Source organism: Bosea sp. (in: a-proteobacteria) (genome assembly GCA_023910605.1).
Lineage (GTDB): Bacteria > Pseudomonadota > Alphaproteobacteria > Rhizobiales > Beijerinckiaceae > Allobosea.
In genome coordinates, this window is sequence record JAAVVV010000001.1 from 2,198,435 (window position 1) to 2,215,258 (window position 16,824).

Annotated in this window: 16 protein-coding genes and 1 tRNA gene; 15 read left to right on the forward strand and 2 right to left on the reverse strand. The window is 65.2% G+C overall.

The window, feature by feature from the left end; genetic code table 11:
* The first annotated feature begins 3 nt into the window (after positions 1-3).
* Positions 4-2,556, forward strand: a complete 2,553-nt coding sequence (locus HEQ16_10610) for a DUF2309 domain-containing protein (protein MCO4054482.1) — start codon at positions 4-6, stop codon at positions 2,554-2,556.
* Positions 2,557-2,676: 120 nt separating this feature from the next.
* Here HEQ16_10610 and HEQ16_10615 read toward each other — a convergent pair.
* A tRNA-Asp gene (locus HEQ16_10615) sits at positions 2,677-2,753 on the reverse strand.
* 112 nt (positions 2,754-2,865) lie between these two features.
* Positions 2,866-3,561, reverse strand: a complete 696-nt coding sequence (locus HEQ16_10620; GenBank protein MCO4054483.1) for a hypothetical protein — start codon at positions 3,559-3,561, stop codon at positions 2,866-2,868.
* A 351-nt stretch (positions 3,562-3,912) separates the two neighbouring features.
* Between HEQ16_10620 and HEQ16_10625 the strand changes: the two genes are divergently transcribed.
* From HEQ16_10625 to nuoL, 14 genes are all read left to right on the forward strand, one after another.
* Positions 3,913-4,278, forward strand: coding sequence for an NADH-quinone oxidoreductase subunit A (locus tag HEQ16_10625; GenBank protein MCO4054484.1), 366 nt, complete (start codon positions 3,913-3,915; stop codon positions 4,276-4,278).
* A gap of 23 nt (positions 4,279-4,301) precedes the next feature.
* Complete coding sequence (locus tag HEQ16_10630; GenBank protein MCO4054485.1) at positions 4,302-4,865, forward strand: NADH-quinone oxidoreductase subunit B; 564 nt, start codon at positions 4,302-4,304, stop codon at positions 4,863-4,865.
* A gap of 177 nt (positions 4,866-5,042) precedes the next feature.
* Positions 5,043-5,645 (forward strand): NADH-quinone oxidoreductase subunit C, encoded by a 603-nt coding sequence (locus HEQ16_10635; protein ID MCO4054486.1) that lies wholly within the window; start codon positions 5,043-5,045, stop codon positions 5,643-5,645.
* Between the two features lie 6 nt (positions 5,646-5,651).
* The gene (locus tag HEQ16_10640) at positions 5,652-6,842 is read left to right on the forward strand and encodes an NADH-quinone oxidoreductase subunit D (protein ID MCO4054487.1); all 1,191 of its coding nucleotides are present in this window, start codon (positions 5,652-5,654) and stop codon (positions 6,840-6,842) included.
* Positions 6,839-7,195, forward strand: coding sequence for a DUF4267 domain-containing protein (locus tag HEQ16_10645; GenBank protein MCO4054488.1), 357 nt, complete (start codon positions 6,839-6,841; stop codon positions 7,193-7,195). The genes HEQ16_10640 and HEQ16_10645 overlap by 4 nt, the downstream gene beginning before the upstream one ends.
* A gap of 10 nt (positions 7,196-7,205) precedes the next feature.
* Entirely contained in the window at positions 7,206-8,450 is a 1,245-nt protein-coding gene (gene nuoE, locus HEQ16_10650) for an NADH-quinone oxidoreductase subunit NuoE (GenBank protein ID MCO4054489.1), read from the forward strand.
* Between the two features lie 13 nt (positions 8,451-8,463).
* Complete coding sequence (gene nuoF, locus HEQ16_10655; protein MCO4054490.1) at positions 8,464-9,768, forward strand: NADH-quinone oxidoreductase subunit NuoF; 1,305 nt, start codon at positions 8,464-8,466, stop codon at positions 9,766-9,768.
* 9 nt (positions 9,769-9,777) lie between these two features.
* Positions 9,778-11,856 (forward strand): NADH-quinone oxidoreductase subunit G, encoded by a 2,079-nt coding sequence (locus HEQ16_10660; protein MCO4054491.1) that lies wholly within the window; start codon positions 9,778-9,780, stop codon positions 11,854-11,856.
* An 11-nt stretch (positions 11,857-11,867) separates the two neighbouring features.
* Positions 11,868-12,887, forward strand: coding sequence for an NADH-quinone oxidoreductase subunit NuoH (nuoH, locus tag HEQ16_10665; protein MCO4054492.1), 1,020 nt, complete (start codon positions 11,868-11,870; stop codon positions 12,885-12,887).
* Between the two features lie 4 nt (positions 12,888-12,891).
* Positions 12,892-13,128: a hypothetical protein gene (locus HEQ16_10670; GenBank protein MCO4054493.1), complete on the forward strand. Its 237-nt coding sequence runs from the start codon at positions 12,892-12,894 to the stop codon at positions 13,126-13,128.
* Between the two features lie 26 nt (positions 13,129-13,154).
* Positions 13,155-13,649, forward strand: a complete 495-nt coding sequence (gene nuoI / locus HEQ16_10675) for an NADH-quinone oxidoreductase subunit NuoI (protein ID MCO4054494.1) — start codon at positions 13,155-13,157, stop codon at positions 13,647-13,649.
* Positions 13,650-13,803: 154 nt separating this feature from the next.
* A complete protein-coding gene (locus HEQ16_10680; GenBank protein MCO4054495.1) occupies positions 13,804-14,412 on the forward strand; it encodes an NADH-quinone oxidoreductase subunit J in 609 nt (202 codons plus the stop codon).
* Between the two features lie 7 nt (positions 14,413-14,419).
* A complete protein-coding gene (gene nuoK / locus HEQ16_10685) occupies positions 14,420-14,728 on the forward strand; it encodes an NADH-quinone oxidoreductase subunit NuoK (protein ID MCO4054496.1) in 309 nt (102 codons plus the stop codon).
* A 4-nt stretch (positions 14,729-14,732) separates the two neighbouring features.
* Complete coding sequence (nuoL, locus tag HEQ16_10690) at positions 14,733-16,823, forward strand: NADH-quinone oxidoreductase subunit L (GenBank protein MCO4054497.1); 2,091 nt, start codon at positions 14,733-14,735, stop codon at positions 16,821-16,823.
* Position 16,824 lies beyond the last annotated feature (1 nt).

A 16,824-nucleotide genomic window follows, 5' to 3' on the forward strand; every position in this document is an offset into this window, starting at 1 on the left:
GTCATGACCGCCCTCGCAACCCATGTCGCGCAGCCCGCTGCGAACGCCGCACCGCAGCCAAACGACATCGCCGCGCTCTCCGCCGTGATCGACCGGGCCTGCCGCAAGATCGCGCCGCTCTGGCCGCTCAAGCACTTCGTCGCTGTCAATCCTTTCCTCGGCTTCACCGGGCAGTCATTCGCCCGCACCTGCGCCACGCTCAAGCGGGTGGCCAATGTCGATATGCTGATGCCGCGCGCTTTCTACCGGCAGGCTCATGCCGAGGGCTTCATCAGCGATGACGATCTTGCGGCGGCGCTGGCGGCCGGCACGCTGACGAGGAGCGGTCCTTCCGATTTCGCAAGCCTGAAGAATGCGCTGGCGCGCGATCCGGCGCCCGATGCCGGCAAGCCCGCAGCCGTCGTCGCAACCGTGGCCGAGGTCCTGGACGGCCTGGCCGAAGGCGACAGGCAGGCCTCGCGGGTGGGCTTCATGATCGACGAGATCTCGCGCTGGTGCGCCGCCTATTTCGACGAGGGCCAGGCGAGCTGGGCCTCGCCGGCGCGCAAGCTCAGGCCCTATGCGGCCTGGCGGGCGGCTGCCCGGCATGACCTCAACCCCGAGACCATGGGCATCACAGGCTTCCGGCGCTCGGTTGCCAGCTTGCCGGAGGACCCGGTCAAGGCCATCGCTCTGGTGGTCGCGACGCTTGGCATCCCGGAGCGGGCCGTCGAGGATTATCTTCACCGGGCGCTGTTCGATATCGGCGGCTGGGCGGCCTATGCCCGCTACATCGTCTGGAATGCCGAGCTGCATGGCGGCGCGGACGACACAATGGTGCAGTTGCTCGCCATCCGCATCGCCTGGGGCCATGCCCTGTTCCAGGCGCGGGGCGACCGGACCGTGCGGCAGGCCTGGGCCGACGCCATGGCGCGCGCCGCTGCACTGCCGCAGGACCACCAGCTCGGCGAGGACGCCGACCTTGCAACGGACCTGCTCTGCCAGCAGGCCTACGAGACGGCCTATAAGCGGAGGCTGATCCTGCGGCTCAAGGCGCATGCGAGCGAGGCTGGCCTGGCGCCGGTTCCGCCGCGCAAGAGCCTGCAGGCGGCATTCTGCATCGATGTCCGGTCGGAAGTGTTCAGGCGCGCGCTGGAGATGGTCTGCCCGCAGGCGCAAACCATCGGCTTCGCCGGGTTCTTCGGCTTTCCCATCGAGTATGTGCCGATCGGCCTGAAGCGGGGCGGGGCGCAATGCCCGGTGCTGCTCACGCCGCGTTTCATCGTGTGCGAGGCCGTCGCCGAAGCTTCCGATGAGCGGGAGGCGGAGGTCATGGGCCTCAGGCTCATGCGGCGGCGGGCCACCAAGGCCTGGAAGTCCTTCAAACTCTCGGCCGTGTCGTCCTTCTCCTATGTCGAGACGGCCGGGCTGCTCTTCGCGGGCAAGATCGTGTCCGACAGCGTCGGCCTCACCCGCACCGTCTCCCACCCGGATGAGGATGGGCTCGATGCTGATGTGGCGCGGCGCGCCGGCCCCAGCCTGGAGCCGCGCGAGGTCGCGGGCAGGGCCACCGGCTTCACGCCTGCCCAACGTGTCGCGATGGCCGAGGCGGTGCTGAAGGCCATGTCGATGACCGGGGATTTCGCCCGGCTCGTGATGTTGACAGGCCATGGCAGCACCACGGTCAACAACCCTCATGCCTCGGGCCTCGATTGCGGCGCCTGCGGCGGCCATACAGGGCAGGCCAATGCGCGCGTCGCGGCCGCGATTCTCAACGATCCCGATGTTCGCAAGGGCCTCAAGGCCAGGGGCCTGGCCGTGCCGGACGATACCTGGTTCATCGGCGCGCTGCACGACACCACAACCGACGAGGTCACGCTTTATGGCGATGAGGATGTGCCGGCTTCGCACGCCGCCGATCTCGGCGAACTGAAGCTCTGGCTGGCCAGGGCCGCGGAGCTGGCGCGGATGGAGCGTTCCGTGCTGCTCGGCATTGCGCCAGGGCCCGATGCGCAGAAGCAGGTTGCGGCCCGGTCGCGCGACTGGTCGCAGGTCAGGCCGGAATGGGGCCTTGCCGGCAACGCCGCCTTCATCGCCGCGCCGCGGCAGCGTACGCGCGGGCTCGACCTGTCAGGGCGCGCCTTCCTGCACGAATACGAGGAAGCCAGGGATGAGGGCCACGGCGTGCTTGAGCTCATCATGACCGCGCCGATGGTCGTCGCCAGCTGGATCAACCTGCAATATTACGGCTCGACCGTGAACAACCGCGCCTTCGGTTCAGGCAACAAGGCGCTGCACAATGTGGTGGGCCAGCTCGGCGTGCTCGAGGGCAATGCCGGCGACCTCAAGGCCGGATTGCCATGGCAGTCTGTTCATGACGGCCGGCGCTTCATCCACGAGCCGGTGCGGCTGAACGTGTTCATCGAGGCGGGCGAGGGCGCCATGGACGCCATCATCGCGCGGCATGCCTCGGTGCGCGATCTGGTCGATCATGGCTGGGTCCATCTTTACGCCATCGCGAAAGAGGGGGCCGTGATCCGGCGCTACCATGCGCCGGGCGAGTGGCGCGACGCCTGAGGCGGCGTCACGCCGATCAGAGCCGGCGGGCATGCGAACGAGCCCGCCGGACCGGCGAGGACCTGGCAGTGATGAAACTGAACGGGGCGGGAGGCGTCAGCGCAGCGGCTGAAGAAGAAGTGGCGCGGGCGACGGGGCTCGAACCCGCGACCTCCGGCGTGACAGGCCGGCACTCTAACCAACTGAGCTACGCCCGCGCTTGGACCGCAGAACCATCTGTCTGGACCGCGATGAGGGCGGGATAAGCGAGGGTGCCGGGAGTGTCAAGCGGCCATTGCGGCGGGGCCGCGATTTCGGAAACGGCGCCGTTCACCAGGTGCGCCAGCCGCCCGTATCGACATGGATGAGGCCGTTCCAGTAGACCTTGTGGCCGCCCGTCTCGGGCAACGTCTTGATGAAAGCGAGAACATCGCGCGGCGATTGGCCCGGAACGCGGAAATCCACAGCCTGGCAACTGCGGTGGAAGGAGTTGCGCCTGGCGCGCCAGGCCGGCCGATAGGTCGATGTCACGCGGACGGCGCCGTAGCGCTTGACCACGTAATCGAGCACGCGCTTGAGTTGCGCCGGAAGGCAGGCGACCGAGGTGCCGGGATCTGTGGTGATTCCGTTGGCGATGACCTCATCAGGCGACGGCACGCGGGGCTCGAAATCGAGGTTGCGCTGGCCCGGCGTGCGGCGCGGCCAGACGTCCTCAGGCTCCTCCTCCTCGTCTTCCGCAGGCGACAGCGGGGCCGTGAGCGGCCGCGCCGGCGGCAAGGGCACGCCGTTCACCGCGCGCGGCGCTGGGTCGGCAGCCGCGCCGGGCGATGCGGCCGGGGGGGCGTCGGCGGGGCTGGGGGGGGCTTCCGGCTGGCGCGGCGGAGTGGGACGCACGCCATCCGCGTTCGGCACCATCAGGTCGAACGGACGGGGCGGCGGATAGGGCACGCCGGTGACGCCGCCGTCACGCTCCGCCTGAGCGGTGCGCGTCTGCGCGGCCACGCCGGTTGGCCAGAGCAAAGCCATGCAGGCCAGAATCGCACAAAGGGCCGATACGGCCGAAGAGTGCCTGCCTGTCCTCACGTGAGGCTGCTGCCCATGAATGGTCCGAAGCTCCGCCCAATCCCTGCCCGCCGCGCGAAGCAGCGGATTTCACCGTCGCATCGCGTATAAACAGATGCCCCCCCGGCGTCACTAGCGGCTGTTGCGTCCTTTGACGCACTTGCGAAGAGCATGGGCGTGGGCTATCCCCGCTCCGTTGCGTAGGGTGGCGCGCTGGCGCGAGGCTCAGCCGATTCCACGCAAAACAGGGCTCGTTCAAGAAGCCCGGTAAGGCGGTAGGCCATGCCTTCCGCGAAAAGCGGGGTTTAAGTGATGGTGACGGGCGTCCTGGCCGATTATCTGCCACTTGTGATCTTCATCGGCATATCCGTGGTGATCGGCATTGCCCTGCTGGTCGCGCCCTTCGTTGTGGCCTATCAGGCGCCGGACTCTGAAAAGCTCTCCGCCTATGAGTGCGGCTTCAACGCCTTTGACGATGCGCGCATGAAATTTGACGTGCGCTTTTACCTTGTTGCCATTCTGTTCATCATATTCGATCTCGAAGTCGCGTTTCTCTTCCCGTGGGCCGTGGCGTTCGGGCAGCTTGGCTGGTTCGGCTTCTGGTCGATGATGATCTTCCTCGGCGTGTTGACCGTGGGCTTTGTCTACGAATGGAAAAAGGGAGCGCTGGACTGGGATTGACCCGGTCTGGCGGCATCGCTGTCATGAACACACTGGTTTCCCCCGCGCCGAGAGGCATCCTCGACCCCAACACCGGCAAGCCGGTCGGGGCCAACGATCCGTTCTTCCTCGGCATGAACGACGAACTGGCCGACAAGGGCTTCCTCGTCACATCGACGGACGACCTCATCAACTGGGCGCGCACCGGCTCGCTGATGTGGATGACCTTCGGGCTCGCCTGCTGCGCCGTCGAGATGATGCAGCTGTCCATGCCGCGCTACGATGTGGAGCGCTTCGGCTTCGCCCCGCGCGCCAGCCCGCGCCAGAGCGACGTGATGATCGTCGCCGGCACGCTGACCAACAAGATGGCGCCCGCTTTGCGGAAGGTCTACGACCAGATGCCGGAGCCGCGCTACGTGATCTCCATGGGCTCCTGCGCCAATGGCGGCGGCTACTATCACTACAGCTATGCCGTGGTGCGCGGCTGCGATCGCGTGGTGCCCGTCGACATTTATGTGCCGGGCTGCCCGCCGACCGCGGAGGCGCTGCTTTACGGCGTGCTGATGCTGCAAAAGAAGATCAGGCGCACCGGCACGATCGAGCGCTAGGCTGAGACAGGCGCGCGGCCCCGTCATCGCGGGGCTTCGCGGGAACGCTAAGGGTCCGCAACCCAGCAACACCAGGGCCGGGCTGACAATCACCATGATGGTGTTCACGGGTTCCGGGGGCCGGCCTTGCCGTCCCGGAATGACGGGGCCTCGGCTGCGTCAGACAGGGGACGGGACATGACCGAAGCGCTGCAGGCCCTCGGCGAGCACATCAAGACGGCGTTGCCCGGCAAGGTGACGCGCGCCGACGTGTCTTTCGGCGAACTCACCGTCGAGGCGCAGGCGGTCGACATCGTTGCCGTGCTGCGCTTTCTGCACGATGACCCGCGCTGCCTGTTCTTCAACTTCACAGATCTTTGCGGAGCCGATTATCCGGCCCGCGAGCGTCGCTTCGATGTGGTCTATCACATCCTGTCGCCACGCCTGAATCATCGCATCAGGGTCAAGGTGCAAACCGATGAAATGACTCCGGTTCCGTCGATCATCGAGATCTTCCCGGCGGCCAACTGGTACGAGCGCGAGGCCTATGATTTCTACGGCATCCTCTTCACCGGCCACCCGGACCTGCGCCGCATCCTCACCGATTACGGCTTCGAAGGGCACCCGCTGCGCAAGGATTTCCCGCTGACGGGCTTCGTCGAGGTGCGTTACGACGACGCCGAGAAGCGCGTGGTCTATGAGCCGGTGAAGCTGGTGCAGGAATTCCGCAATTTCGATTTCCTCTCGCCATGGGAAGGCACGAACTACGTGCTGCCGGGCGATGAAAAGGCGAAGGTGTAGTTCGACATGACCGAACACAACATCCGCAACTTCTCGATCAATTTCGGCCCGCAGCACCCGGCGGCACACGGCGTGTTGCGCCTTGTGCTGGAGCTTGATGGCGAGATCGTCGAGCGCGTCGATCCCCATATCGGCCTTCTGCATCGCGGCACCGAGAAGCTGATCGAGGCCAAGACCTATTTGCAGGCGCTGCCCTATTTCGACCGGCTCGACTATGTGGCGCCGATGAATCAGGAACATGCCTGGTGCCTTGCCGTGGAGAAGCTTGCCGGCATCACGGTTCCGCGCCGTGGCCAGTTGATCCGCGTGCTCTATTCCGAGATCGGCCGCATCCTCTCGCATATGCTGAACGTCACCACGCAGGCCATGGACGTGGGCGCGCTGACGCCCCCGCTCTGGGGCTTCGAGGAACGCGAGAAGCTGATGATCTTCTATGAGCGCGCATCCGGCGCACGCATGCATGCGGCCTATTTCAGGCCTGGCGGCGTCCACCGCGACCTGCCTCGCAAGCTCGTCGAGGACATCGCGGCCTGGTGCGATCCCTTCCTCAAGGTCTGCGACGACCTGGAAAGCTTGCTGACCGAAAACCGCATCTTCAAGCAGCGCAATGTCGACATCGGCGTTGTCGATCTCGAGACCTGCTGGAAATGGGGCTTCTCGGGCGTGATGGTGCGCGGCTCGGGCGCGCCCTGGGATCTGCGCAAGAGCCAGCCCTATGAGTGCTATGAGGAACTCGATTTCGACATTCCCATCGGCAAGAACGGCGATTGCTACGACCGTTACTGCATCCGCATGGAGGAGATGCGTCAGTCAGCCTCGATCATGAAGCAGTGCTGCAACCTGCTTTTGTCATCGTCCGGCGATGGCCCGGTTTCGGCGACGGACGGCAAGATCGTGCCGCCCAGGCGGGCTGAGATGAAGCGCTCGATGGAGGCGCTGATCCATCACTTCAAGCTCTACACCGAGGGCTACAAGGTGCCGGAGGGCGAGGTCTATGCCTGCGTCGAGGCACCCAAGGGTGAATTTGGCGTGTATCTCGTCTCCGACGGCACCAACAAGCCCTATCGCTGCAAGTTGAAGGCGCCGGGCTTCGCCCATCTCCAGGCGATGGACTTCATGTGCCGCAAGCACATGCTGGCGGATGTCAGCGCCATCCTCGGCTCGATCGACATCGTGTTTGGCGAGGTGGACCGGTGACGCTCGCGGCCCTCCTCAGCACGGCGACTTTCATCGCGGCCGGTTTCCTTGGCATGTGCGGCGTGCTGATGCTCAAGCGCGGCGAGCCTGCGCTGGAGATGATGGCCCACAAACGCGCGTCGCTGGTCCAGGCCTTCGCGGGCCGCTATCTGGCCATGGCGTTCATGCTGCTCGGCCTCACCGTGCTTGCGGAGTGGCGCGCGCTGGCGGTGGTGCTCGCCGTCGGCGGCGTCATGGGCTTTCTGGATTATCATTATGTCGGCAAGGCCGGCGGCTGGGTCTGGCCCCATGCCGTGGCAGGTCTGGCCTGTTTCGTGCTGGCGGCGGGCGCTTACTCGCTGTCGCGTGCCTGAGGTGCATTGAATGTCCGTCCGCCGTCTCGCCCCTGAAGCCGTGCAGCCCAAGGAATTCGCCTTCACCCCGGCGAATGACGACTGGGCCAATGGCCAGATCGCCAAGTATCCAAAAGGCCGCGAGGCCTCAGCCGTGATCCCGCTGCTGTGGATGGCGCAGGAGCAGGCCGGCGGCTGGCTGCCGCAGAAGGCCATCGAGGCCGTGGGGCGCAAGCTCGGCATGCCCTACATGCGCGTTTTCGAGATCGCGACCTTCTACACGATGTTCAATCTTGCCCCGGCGGGAGAGCATTTCGTGCAGGTCTGCGGCACCGTGCCGTGCCATCTCAAGGGCGCGCGCGAGATCATCAAGGTCTGCGAGGACAAGATCGGCCCGCAATCGACCGTGAGCGCCGATGGCAAGCTGTCCTGGCTGGAGGTCGAGTGCCTCGGCGCGTGCTGCAACGCGCCGATGGTGCAGATCAACTACGACTACTACGAGGATCTGACGCCGGAGAATTTCGCCGCGCTCCTCGACAACCTGCGCGCCGGCAAGCCTGTGAAGACCGGCCCGCAGGTCGATCGCTCCTGCTCCGAGCCACTCGGCGGCGGCGAGACCCTGAAAGACAAGGCGCTCTATGACGGCAGCGCCGTCGGTCGCGGCGATTGGCAGGCACGCGTCAAGGCTGATCGCGAAGCTGCGAAGAAGGCTGCGGAGGCGGCAGAAGCCGCCAAGGCTGCCGCCGCTGCTGCGCCGACCCAGCCGCCTGCAACGCCTGTGCTTTCTTCGTCCGCACCCGCCGCCCTGACGCCCGCCACGTCGACGCCCGCTGCCTCCCGTCCGGTCACCGGCAGCCAGCCGACAAACGCATCGCAGGATACGCCGGCCGCCGGCGGAGCCGCCATCAAGGGCGCAACGACGGCCGCCGAGGTTCGCAAGGATGCGGCGGATGCCGGCCAGTCCGCCGCGGCGGTGCAGGCCGTTTCAGATGCCGACAAGCCCGCCATGCTCAACGCTCCGCGCGGTGGCGCGGCGGATGATCTTTGTTTGATCTGGGGCGTGGGCCCCATTCTGGCGAAGAAGCTGAATGGCATGGGAGTCTATCATTTCGACCAGATCGCCGCCTGGACGCCAAAGGAGCTGGCTTGGGTGGACGCGCATCTGGAAGGTTTCAAGGGGCGCGCGGTGCGCGATTCCTGGGTTGATCAGTCGAAGAAGCTCACGACGGGCTGGCGCCCGGACAGCAAGCTCGGCGAACGGCCCAAGGGCAGGTGAGGACTGAACGATCATGCTTGCTGACAAGGACCGCATCTTCACCAATCTTTACGGCCTTCAGGACCGCTCCCTGAAGGGCGCCCGCGCGCGTGGTCAGTGGGATGGCACGAGGTTCATCCTCGATCAGGGCCGCGACTGGATCATCGACGAGATGAAGCGCTCGGGGCTTCGCGGGCGCGGCGGGGCAGGGTTCCCCACCGGCATGAAGTGGTCCTTCATGCCGAAGGTGAACGATGGCCGGCCGCACTATCTCGTTGTCAATGCGGACGAATCCGAGCCAGGCACCTGCAAGGATCGCGAGATCATGCGCAACGACCCGCACACGCTGGTCGAGGGGTGCCTGATCGCCAGCTTCGCCATGGGCGCGCACGCGGCCTACATCTACATCCGCGGCGAATACGTGCGTGAGCGCGAGGCGCTGCAACGTGCCGTCGATGAGGCCTATGAGGCCAAGCTGATTGGCAAAGACAACATCAACGGCTATCCGTTTGATCTTTATGTGCATCATGGCGCGGGCGCCTACATCTGCGGCGAAGAGACGGCGCTGATCGAAAGCCTTGAGGGCAAGAAGGGCATGCCGCGCCTGAAGCCCCCGTTTCCAGCCAATGTCGGGCTTTATGGCTGCCCGACAACGGTGAACAATGTTGAGTCGATCGCGGTTGCGCCGACGATCCTGCGCCGTGGCGCAAGCTGGTTCTCCGGTATCGGCAACCCGAACAATGTCGGCACCAAGCTGTTCTGCGTCTCCGGCCACGTCAACAAGCCGTGCAATGTCGAAGAGGCGATGGGCATCCCCTTCCGCGAGCTGATCGACAAGCATTGCGGCGGCGTGCGCGGCGGCTGGGATAACCTCAAATGCGTCATCCCCGGCGGCTCCTCGGTGCGCATGGTGCCAGCCGCGCAGATCATCGACACGCCGATGGATTTCGACTCGCTGTCGAAGCTGCGCTCCGGCCTCGGCACGGCGGCGGTCATCGTCATGGACAAGTCCACCGATGTGGTCCGCGCCATCGCCCGCATCAGCTATTTCTACAAGCATGAGAGCTGCGGCCAGTGCACGCCGTGCCGCGAAGGCACCGGCTGGATGTGGCGCGTGCTGAACCGCATGGCCGATGGCCGCGCCCAGAAGCGCGAGATCGACATGCTGCTGGAGGTCACCAAGCAGGTCGAAGGCCACACCATCTGCGCGCTGGGCGACGCGGCTGCCTGGCCGATTCAGGGCCTGATTGCGCATTTCCGTCACGAGATCGAGGAGCGGATCGACAGGTATGCTGCGAACCCGCATTCCGAGCCTGTCAAGCTGATGGCGGCCGAGTGAGATAGAACCATGACAAAACTCCTCATTGACGGCATCGAGGTCGACGTTCCGGCGGATTTCACTGTGTTGCAGGCCTGCGAGGCGGCGGGCGCGGAAGTGCCGCGCTTCTGCTTCCATGAGCGCCTGTCCATTGCCGGCAATTGCCGCATGTGCCTTGTCGAGGTGAAGGGCGGCCCGCCGAAGCCCCAGGCGAGCTGCGCCATCGGCGTGCGCGACCTGCGCCCGGGGCCGAATGGCGAACTGCCAGTGGTGTCCACCAAATCGCCCATGGTGAAGAAGGCGCGCGAGGGCGTGATGGAGTTCCTGCTCCTCAATCACCCGCTCGACTGCCCCATCTGCGACCAGGGCGGCGAGTGCGACCTGCAGGACCAGGCCATGGCCTATGGCGTGGATTCCTCGCGCTTCGCCGAGAACAAGCGCGCCGTCGAGGACAAGTACATCGGCCCGCTGGTGAAGACCGCTATGAACCGCTGCATCCATTGCACGCGGTGCGTCCGCTTCACCACCGAAGTGGCCGGCGGCACGGACCTCGGCGCCATCGGGCGCGGCGAGGACATGGAGATCACCACCTATCTCGAACAGGCGATGACCTCGGAACTACAGGGCAACGTGATCGATCTGTGCCCGGTCGGCGCGCTGACCTCCAGGCCCTATGCCTATCATGCGCGGCCCTGGGAGCTTTCCAAGACCGAAAGCATCGACGTGATGGACGCCGTCGGCTCGGCTATCCGCGTGGATTCGCGCGGCACCGAGGTAATGCGCATCATGCCGCGCGTGAACGATGCGGTGAACGAGGAGTGGATCTCCGACAAGACCCGCTTCATCTGGGATGGCCTCAAGAGCCAGCGGCTTGACCGCCCCTATGTGCGCAGGAACGGCCGTCTCGAGCCGGCGTCCTGGAACGAGGCGCTCGCCTTCGTGGCAGCCCGCCTCAAGGCGACGGCGCCGGCCCGCATCGGCGCCCTGGCGGGTGATCTTGCAGCGGTTGAGGACATGTTCGCGCTGAAGGCGCTGATGGCCTCCCTCGGGGTCGTCAACATCGACTGCCGATCCGATGGTTCCGCGATCGACCCGGCAATGGGCCGCGCTGGCTATGTGCTGAATGCCGGCATTGCCGGTATCGAGGAGGCCGACTCGATCCTGCTTATCGGGACCAATCCCCGCAAGGAAGCGTCGCTGGTCAATACGCGCATCCGCAAGCGCTTTCTCAAGGGCGGGGTGCTGATCGGCGTCATCGGCGAGAAGGCCGATTTGACCTATGATTACAATTATCTCGGGGCAGGGCCGGATTCGCTGGCCGAGCTTGTCCGCTCCTATGAGAGCGTCAAGGCGAAGAACCCGCTGGTGATCGTGGGGCAGGGCGCGCTCAGCCGTCCCGACGGCGCGGCGGTCCTCTCCATGGCGGCGCAGTTCGCCAGCCAGATCGGCGCTGTCCGCGAGGACTGGAACGGCTTTGGCGTGCTTCATACCGCTGCCGCGCGTGTCGGCGGGCTCGATCTCGGCTTTGTGCCGGGCGAGGGCGGGTTGACAGCCACGCAGATGCTCGAAGCCGGTGCTCTCGATGTGATTTACGCGCTTGGCTTCGACGAGGCGGACATTCCCGCGCCTGCCGCTGGCGGCCCCTTCGTGATCTATCAGGGCAGCCATGGCGATCGCGGCGCGCACCGCGCGGACGTCATCCTGCCGGGCGCGGCCTATACCGAGAAATCCGGGACCTTCGTCAACACCGAAGGCCGCGTGCAGGTCGCGAGCCGTGCTGTTTTCCCGCCGGGCGAGGCCAAGGAAGACTGGGCCATCATCCGCGCCGTGTCGGGCGCGCTCGGCGCGCCGCTGCCTTTCGACTCGCTGGCGCAACTGCGCAAGGCGCTCTACGCCGCGCATCCGCATTTCGCGGCGGTGGGCGAGGTCGCCGCTGCTGACGGCGCCGCCATCGGCAAGCTCGCGGCTGCAGGCGGCAAGCCGGGCAAGGCCCCTTTCGCATCGGCGGTGAAGGCCTATTACCAGACCAATCCGATCGCCCGCGCCTCGGCCGTCATGGCCGAGTGCCAGGCTCTGGCGGATGGCCGCGCCCTCCAGGCGGCCGAGTGAGGAGCCCATAGATGCCTGAACTTCTCCTCACGCTCGCGATCATCGTCGGCAAGACGCTGCTGCTGATCGCCTCGCTGCTCGTTTTCATCGCCTACATCCTGTATGCCGACCGCAAGATCTGGGCGGCCGTGCAGCTTCGCCGCGGCCCGAACGTCGTGGGTCCGTGGGGCCTGCTTCAGTCTTTCGCGGATCTGCTGAAGTTCGTGCTCAAGGAGCCGATCATCCCTGCAGGCGCCAACAAGGGCGTCTTCCTGCTGGCGCCGCTTGTGACGGTGGTGCTGTCGCTTTCGGCCTGGGCGGTGATCCCGGTCAACGCAGGCTGGGCGATCGCGGACATCAATGTCGGCATCCTCTTCATTTTCGCGGTGTCGTCGCTGGGCGTCTACGGCATCATCATGGCCGGCTGGGCCTCGAACTCGAAGTATCCGTTCCTGGGCGCCCTGCGTTCGGCCGCCCAGATGGTGTCCTATGAGGTGTCGATCGGCTTCGTGATCATCACGGTGCTGCTCTGCGTCGGCTCGCTCAACATGACGCGGATCGTGGAGGCGCAGGCGAGCCCTTACGGGATTCTGGGATGGTTCTTCCTGCCCCTGTTCCCCATGTTCGTGATCTTCTTCATCTCGGCGCTGGCCGAGACAAACCGCCCGCCCTTTGACCTGCCGGAGGCGGAATCGGAGCTCGTTGCCGGCTTCATGGTCGAGTATTCCTCGACGCCGTATCTGCTCTTCATGCTCGGCGAGTATGTGGCCATCATGACCATGTGCGCGCTGTGCGTGATCCTGTTCCTCGGGGGCTGGCTCCCGCCCGTGCCGATCGCGCCGTTCACCTGGGTTCCGGGCGTGGTCTGGTTCGTGCTCAAGGTGTGCCTGGTCTTCTTCATGTTCGCGATGGTGAAGGCGTTCGTGCCGCGCTACCGCTATGACCAGCTGATGCGCCTTGGCTGGAAGGTCTTCCTGCCGCTGTCGCTGGCCATGGTGGTGGTCACGGCGCTGGTCCTCCAGCTCACGGGCTGGGGTCCGGTCAAGGGGTGAGGCCGTGTCCCTCGCGGCGCTGATCGGCGCCATTGCGGGAGCGGCGCTGGGTTATCTGAATGCCTCCATCGTCTCGCGCGCCGTCATCACGGCACTGGAGGCGACGGACAGATCCACGAACGAGACGGAGCGCGCCGATTATCGCGCCCGGATAAGGATGTTCTGGTTGATCGTGCACGTCGTCTTCATTGGCGGCGGAATGGTTGCCGGTGTTGCAATGGCCCGTTGGCTTTTCAGCTAGGCATGGGCCGGAAGGAGGAGAGGCATATGGCCTTTCGACTGGATCAGGCGGCGAAGTCGCTTTTGCTGAAGGAGTTCGTCGGCGCGTTCGCATTGTCGATGCGCTACTTCTTCAAGCCCAAGGCGACGCTGAACTACCCCTTCGAGAAGGGGCAACTCAGCCCGCGTTTCCGCGGCGAGCACGCGCTGCGCCGGTATCCGAATGGCGAAGAGCGCTGCATCGCCTGCAAGCTGTGCGAGGCCATATGCCCCGCGCAGGCGATCACCATCGAGGCGGGCCCGCGCCGCAATGACGGCACGCGGCGCACCACGCGCTACGACATCGACATGACCAAATGCATCTACTGCGGCTTCTGCCAGGAAGCCTGCCCGGTCGACGCCATCGTCGAGGGGCCGAATTTCGAGTTCGCGACGGAAACGCGCGAGGAGCTGTTCTACGACAAGGACCGGCTGCTTGCGAATGGCGACCGATGGGAACGGGAGATCGCGCGCAACATCGCGATGGACGCGCCTTATCGTTGAGGGAGGGCCGGTGCAAGCCGGCGTTCCCTGCTTGGAGGATTGGCCTTGTTTCCCGGTTGTTGGCCGTGGAATCGGGGTCTATAGACACCGGGGCGGCCCCTGTTGCGCCGCACAAGAAGAACGCCGCCGGTCGGGGCGGGGGAGCTTTTGAACCATGACCGCAGCCGCGGCCTTCTTCTACATGTTCGCATCGATCACGGTGGCGTCGGCGGTGATGGTCATCGCCTCGCGCAATCCCGTGCATTCGGTGCTGTTCCTCATCCTCGCCTTCGTGAACGCGGGCGGCTTGTTCCTTCTCATGGGCGCCGAGTTCCTGGCGATGATCCTGATCGTCGTCTATGTCGGCGCCGTGGCGGTGCTCTTCCTCTTCGTGGTGATGATGCTGGACGTGGACTTCGCCGAGCTGAGGCAGGGGTTCCTTCAATATCTGCCGATAGGGCTCATCATCGGCTTCATCTTCCTGGTGCAGCTGGCCCTGGTGGTTGGCGCCTGGGTGATCGATCCGGGCGCGCTCAAGGCCTCGACCTCGCCGATCCCCACCAACGTCACCAACACCGAGGCGCTCGGCCTCGTGCTCTACACCAGGTATGTCTATTATTTTCAGGCTTCGGGCCTCGTGCTGCTGGTCGCCATGATCGGCGCCATTGTGCTCACGCTTCGCCACAAGGAGGGCGTCAAGCGCCAGAGCGTGGCCGATCAGGTGGCGCGCACCAAGGCCACTGCCATGGAGGTCCGCAAGGTTCCCTCCCGGACCGGCGTGTAAGGAGGCGATCATGATCGGACTGGGCCATTACCTCACCGTCGCCGCCATCCTCTTCACGCTCGGCGTGCTCGGCATCTTCATCAACCGGAAGAACGTCATCGTCATCCTGATGTCGATCGAGTTGATCCTGCTGAGCGTCAACATCAACCTCGTGGCCTTCTCGACCTTTCTGAACGACATGGTGGGGCAGGTCTTCGCGCTGCTGGTGCTCACCGTGGCGGCGGCGGAGGCTGCGATCGGGCTCGCCATTCTCGTCACCTATTTCCGCAACCGCGGCACTATCGCGGTTGAGGACATCAACATGATGAAGGGCTGAGGCCGTGTATCACGCCATTGTCTTTCTTCCGCTTGTCGGCTTCCTGATCGCAGGGCTGTTTGGCCGCATCATCGGGCCGCGCCCGAGCGAACTCATCACCACCTCGCTGCTCATGATGGCCGCCGTGCTGTCATGGATCGCCTTCGTGCAGGTCGGCTTCGGCGCCGGCGCCACGCGCATCCAGGTCGCGACATGGATGCAGTCCGGCGGGATGCAGGTGGACTGGGCCTTCCGCATCGATACGCTGACCGTGGTGATGCTGGTGGTGGTGAACACCGTTTCGGCGCTCGTCCACCTCTATTCCATCGGTTACATGCACGAGGACGAGCATCGTCCACGTTTCTTCGCCTATCTGTCGCTGTTCACCTTCGCCATGCTGATGCTGGTGACGAGCGACAACCTCGTCCAGATGTTCTTCGGCTGGGAAGGGGTGGGCCTGGCGAGCTATCTGCTCATCGGCTTCTGGTTCAAGAAGCCGTCGGCCAACGCCGCCGCCATCAAGGCGTTCGTCGTGAACCGCGTCGGCGATTTCGGCTTCGCGCTCGGCATCTTCCTTGTGTTCTGGCTTACCGGCTCGGTCGCCTATGACCAGATCTTCGCGCGCATTCCCGAGCTTGCCACCACGACCTTCCGCTTCATCGGCTTCGAGTGGAACGCGATCACGCTGGCCTGCCTGCTGCTGTTCATGGGTGCCATGGGCAAGTCGGCCCAGTTCATGTTGCACACCTGGCTGCCGGACGCGATGGAGGGGCCGACGCCCGTCTCCGCGCTGATCCATGCTGCAACCATGGTCACCGCCGGCGTGTTCATGGTCGCGCGCCTGTCGCCGATCTTCGAGTATTCCGCCACGGCCCTGACTGTGGTGGTGGTGATCGGAGCCATCACGGCCTTCTTCGCCGCCACGGTCGGCCTCGTGCAGAACGACATCAAGCGCGTCATTGCCTACTCGACCTGTTCGCAGCTCGGCTACATGTTCGTGGCGCTCGGCGTCGGCGCATACTCGGCCGGCATCTTCCACCTCTTCACCCACGCCTTTTTCAAGGCGCTGCTCTTCCTCGGCGCGGGCTCGGTCATCCACGCGATGCACCATGAGCAGGATATGCGGAACTTGGGCGGCCTGCGCAAACACATCCCTTTCACCGCCGCCGCCATGACGATCGGCACGCTGGCGCTCACCGGCTTTCCCTTCCTGGCGGGCTATTTCTCGAAGGACGCAATCATCGAGAGCGCCTTCGCCAAGGGCACCGGCGCGGGTTCGGCCGCCTATGTGCTGCTGGTGACGGCCGCAGCGTTCACCTCGTTCTATTCATGGCGCCTCTATTTCATGACCTTCGAAGGCAAGCCGCGCTGGGACGAAGGCCATGGCCATGATGCCCATGGCCAAGACGCCGCTCGGGCCTCCGGCCAAGACGCCGCTCGGGCCTCCGGCCAAGACGCCGCTCGGGCCTCCGGCCAAGACGCGCAGAGCGAGAGCCATGACAAGCACGGGCACGGCGTCCATGGTGGCGCGCATGGCCATGGCCACGCGCACACGCCCCATGAAAGCCCCTGGGTGATGCTGGTTCCGCTCGCAGTGCTGTCGGTGGGCGCGGTCGCAGCCGGTTTCGTCTTCAAGGAGGCCTTCATCGGCCACGCCTACGAGGGCTTCTGGAAGGCGGCGCTGTTCACCGGCAAGGACAACCATATCCTCCACGCCATGCATGACGTGCCCAAATGGGTGGTCTGGTCGCCCTTCGTGGCCATGGTCATCGGCTTCGTCGGGGCATTCTATTGCTACATCCTCAAGCCGCACGTGCCGGGCGAGATCGCGAAGCGCCACGAGTTCCTGTACCGCTTCCTGCTCAACAAGTGGTATTTCGACGAGCTTTACGACACGATCTTCGTGCGTCCCGCCAAGGCGCTCGGACGCTTCCTGTGGAAGACGGGTGATGGCCGCGTGATCGACGGGCTCGGCCCGGACGGGCTGTCGGCGCGGGTCGTGGACGTGACCAATCGCGTCGTGCGTCTGCAGACCGGCTATGTCTACCACTACGCCTTCACCATGATCATGGGCGTCGGCGGTCTTGTCACCTGGTACCTCCTGACCCGCGGGTGAG

Bases quoted from the DNA above. Each gene is read 5' to 3' on its own strand.
- HEQ16_10610 (MCO4054482.1), top strand. From the start codon at position 4: ATGACCGCCCTCGCAACCCATGTCGCGCAGCCCGCTGCGAACGCCGCA.
- HEQ16_10620 (MCO4054483.1), bottom strand. From the start codon at position 3,561: ATGGCTTTGCTCTGGCCAACCGGCGTGGCCGCGCAGACGCGCACCGCT.
- HEQ16_10630 (MCO4054485.1), top strand. From the start codon at position 4,302: ATGAACACACTGGTTTCCCCCGCGCCGAGAGGCATCCTCGACCCCAAC.
- HEQ16_10635 (MCO4054486.1), top strand. From the start codon at position 5,043: ATGACCGAAGCGCTGCAGGCCCTCGGCGAGCACATCAAGACGGCGTTG.
- HEQ16_10640 (MCO4054487.1), top strand. From the start codon at position 5,652: ATGACCGAACACAACATCCGCAACTTCTCGATCAATTTCGGCCCGCAG.
- nuoE (MCO4054489.1), top strand. From the start codon at position 7,206: ATGTCCGTCCGCCGTCTCGCCCCTGAAGCCGTGCAGCCCAAGGAATTC.
- nuoF (MCO4054490.1), top strand. From the start codon at position 8,464: ATGCTTGCTGACAAGGACCGCATCTTCACCAATCTTTACGGCCTTCAG.
- HEQ16_10660 (MCO4054491.1), top strand. From the start codon at position 9,778: ATGACAAAACTCCTCATTGACGGCATCGAGGTCGACGTTCCGGCGGAT.
- nuoH (MCO4054492.1), top strand. From the start codon at position 11,868: ATGCCTGAACTTCTCCTCACGCTCGCGATCATCGTCGGCAAGACGCTG.
- nuoI (MCO4054494.1), top strand. From the start codon at position 13,155: ATGGCCTTTCGACTGGATCAGGCGGCGAAGTCGCTTTTGCTGAAGGAG.
- HEQ16_10680 (MCO4054495.1), top strand. From the start codon at position 13,804: ATGACCGCAGCCGCGGCCTTCTTCTACATGTTCGCATCGATCACGGTG.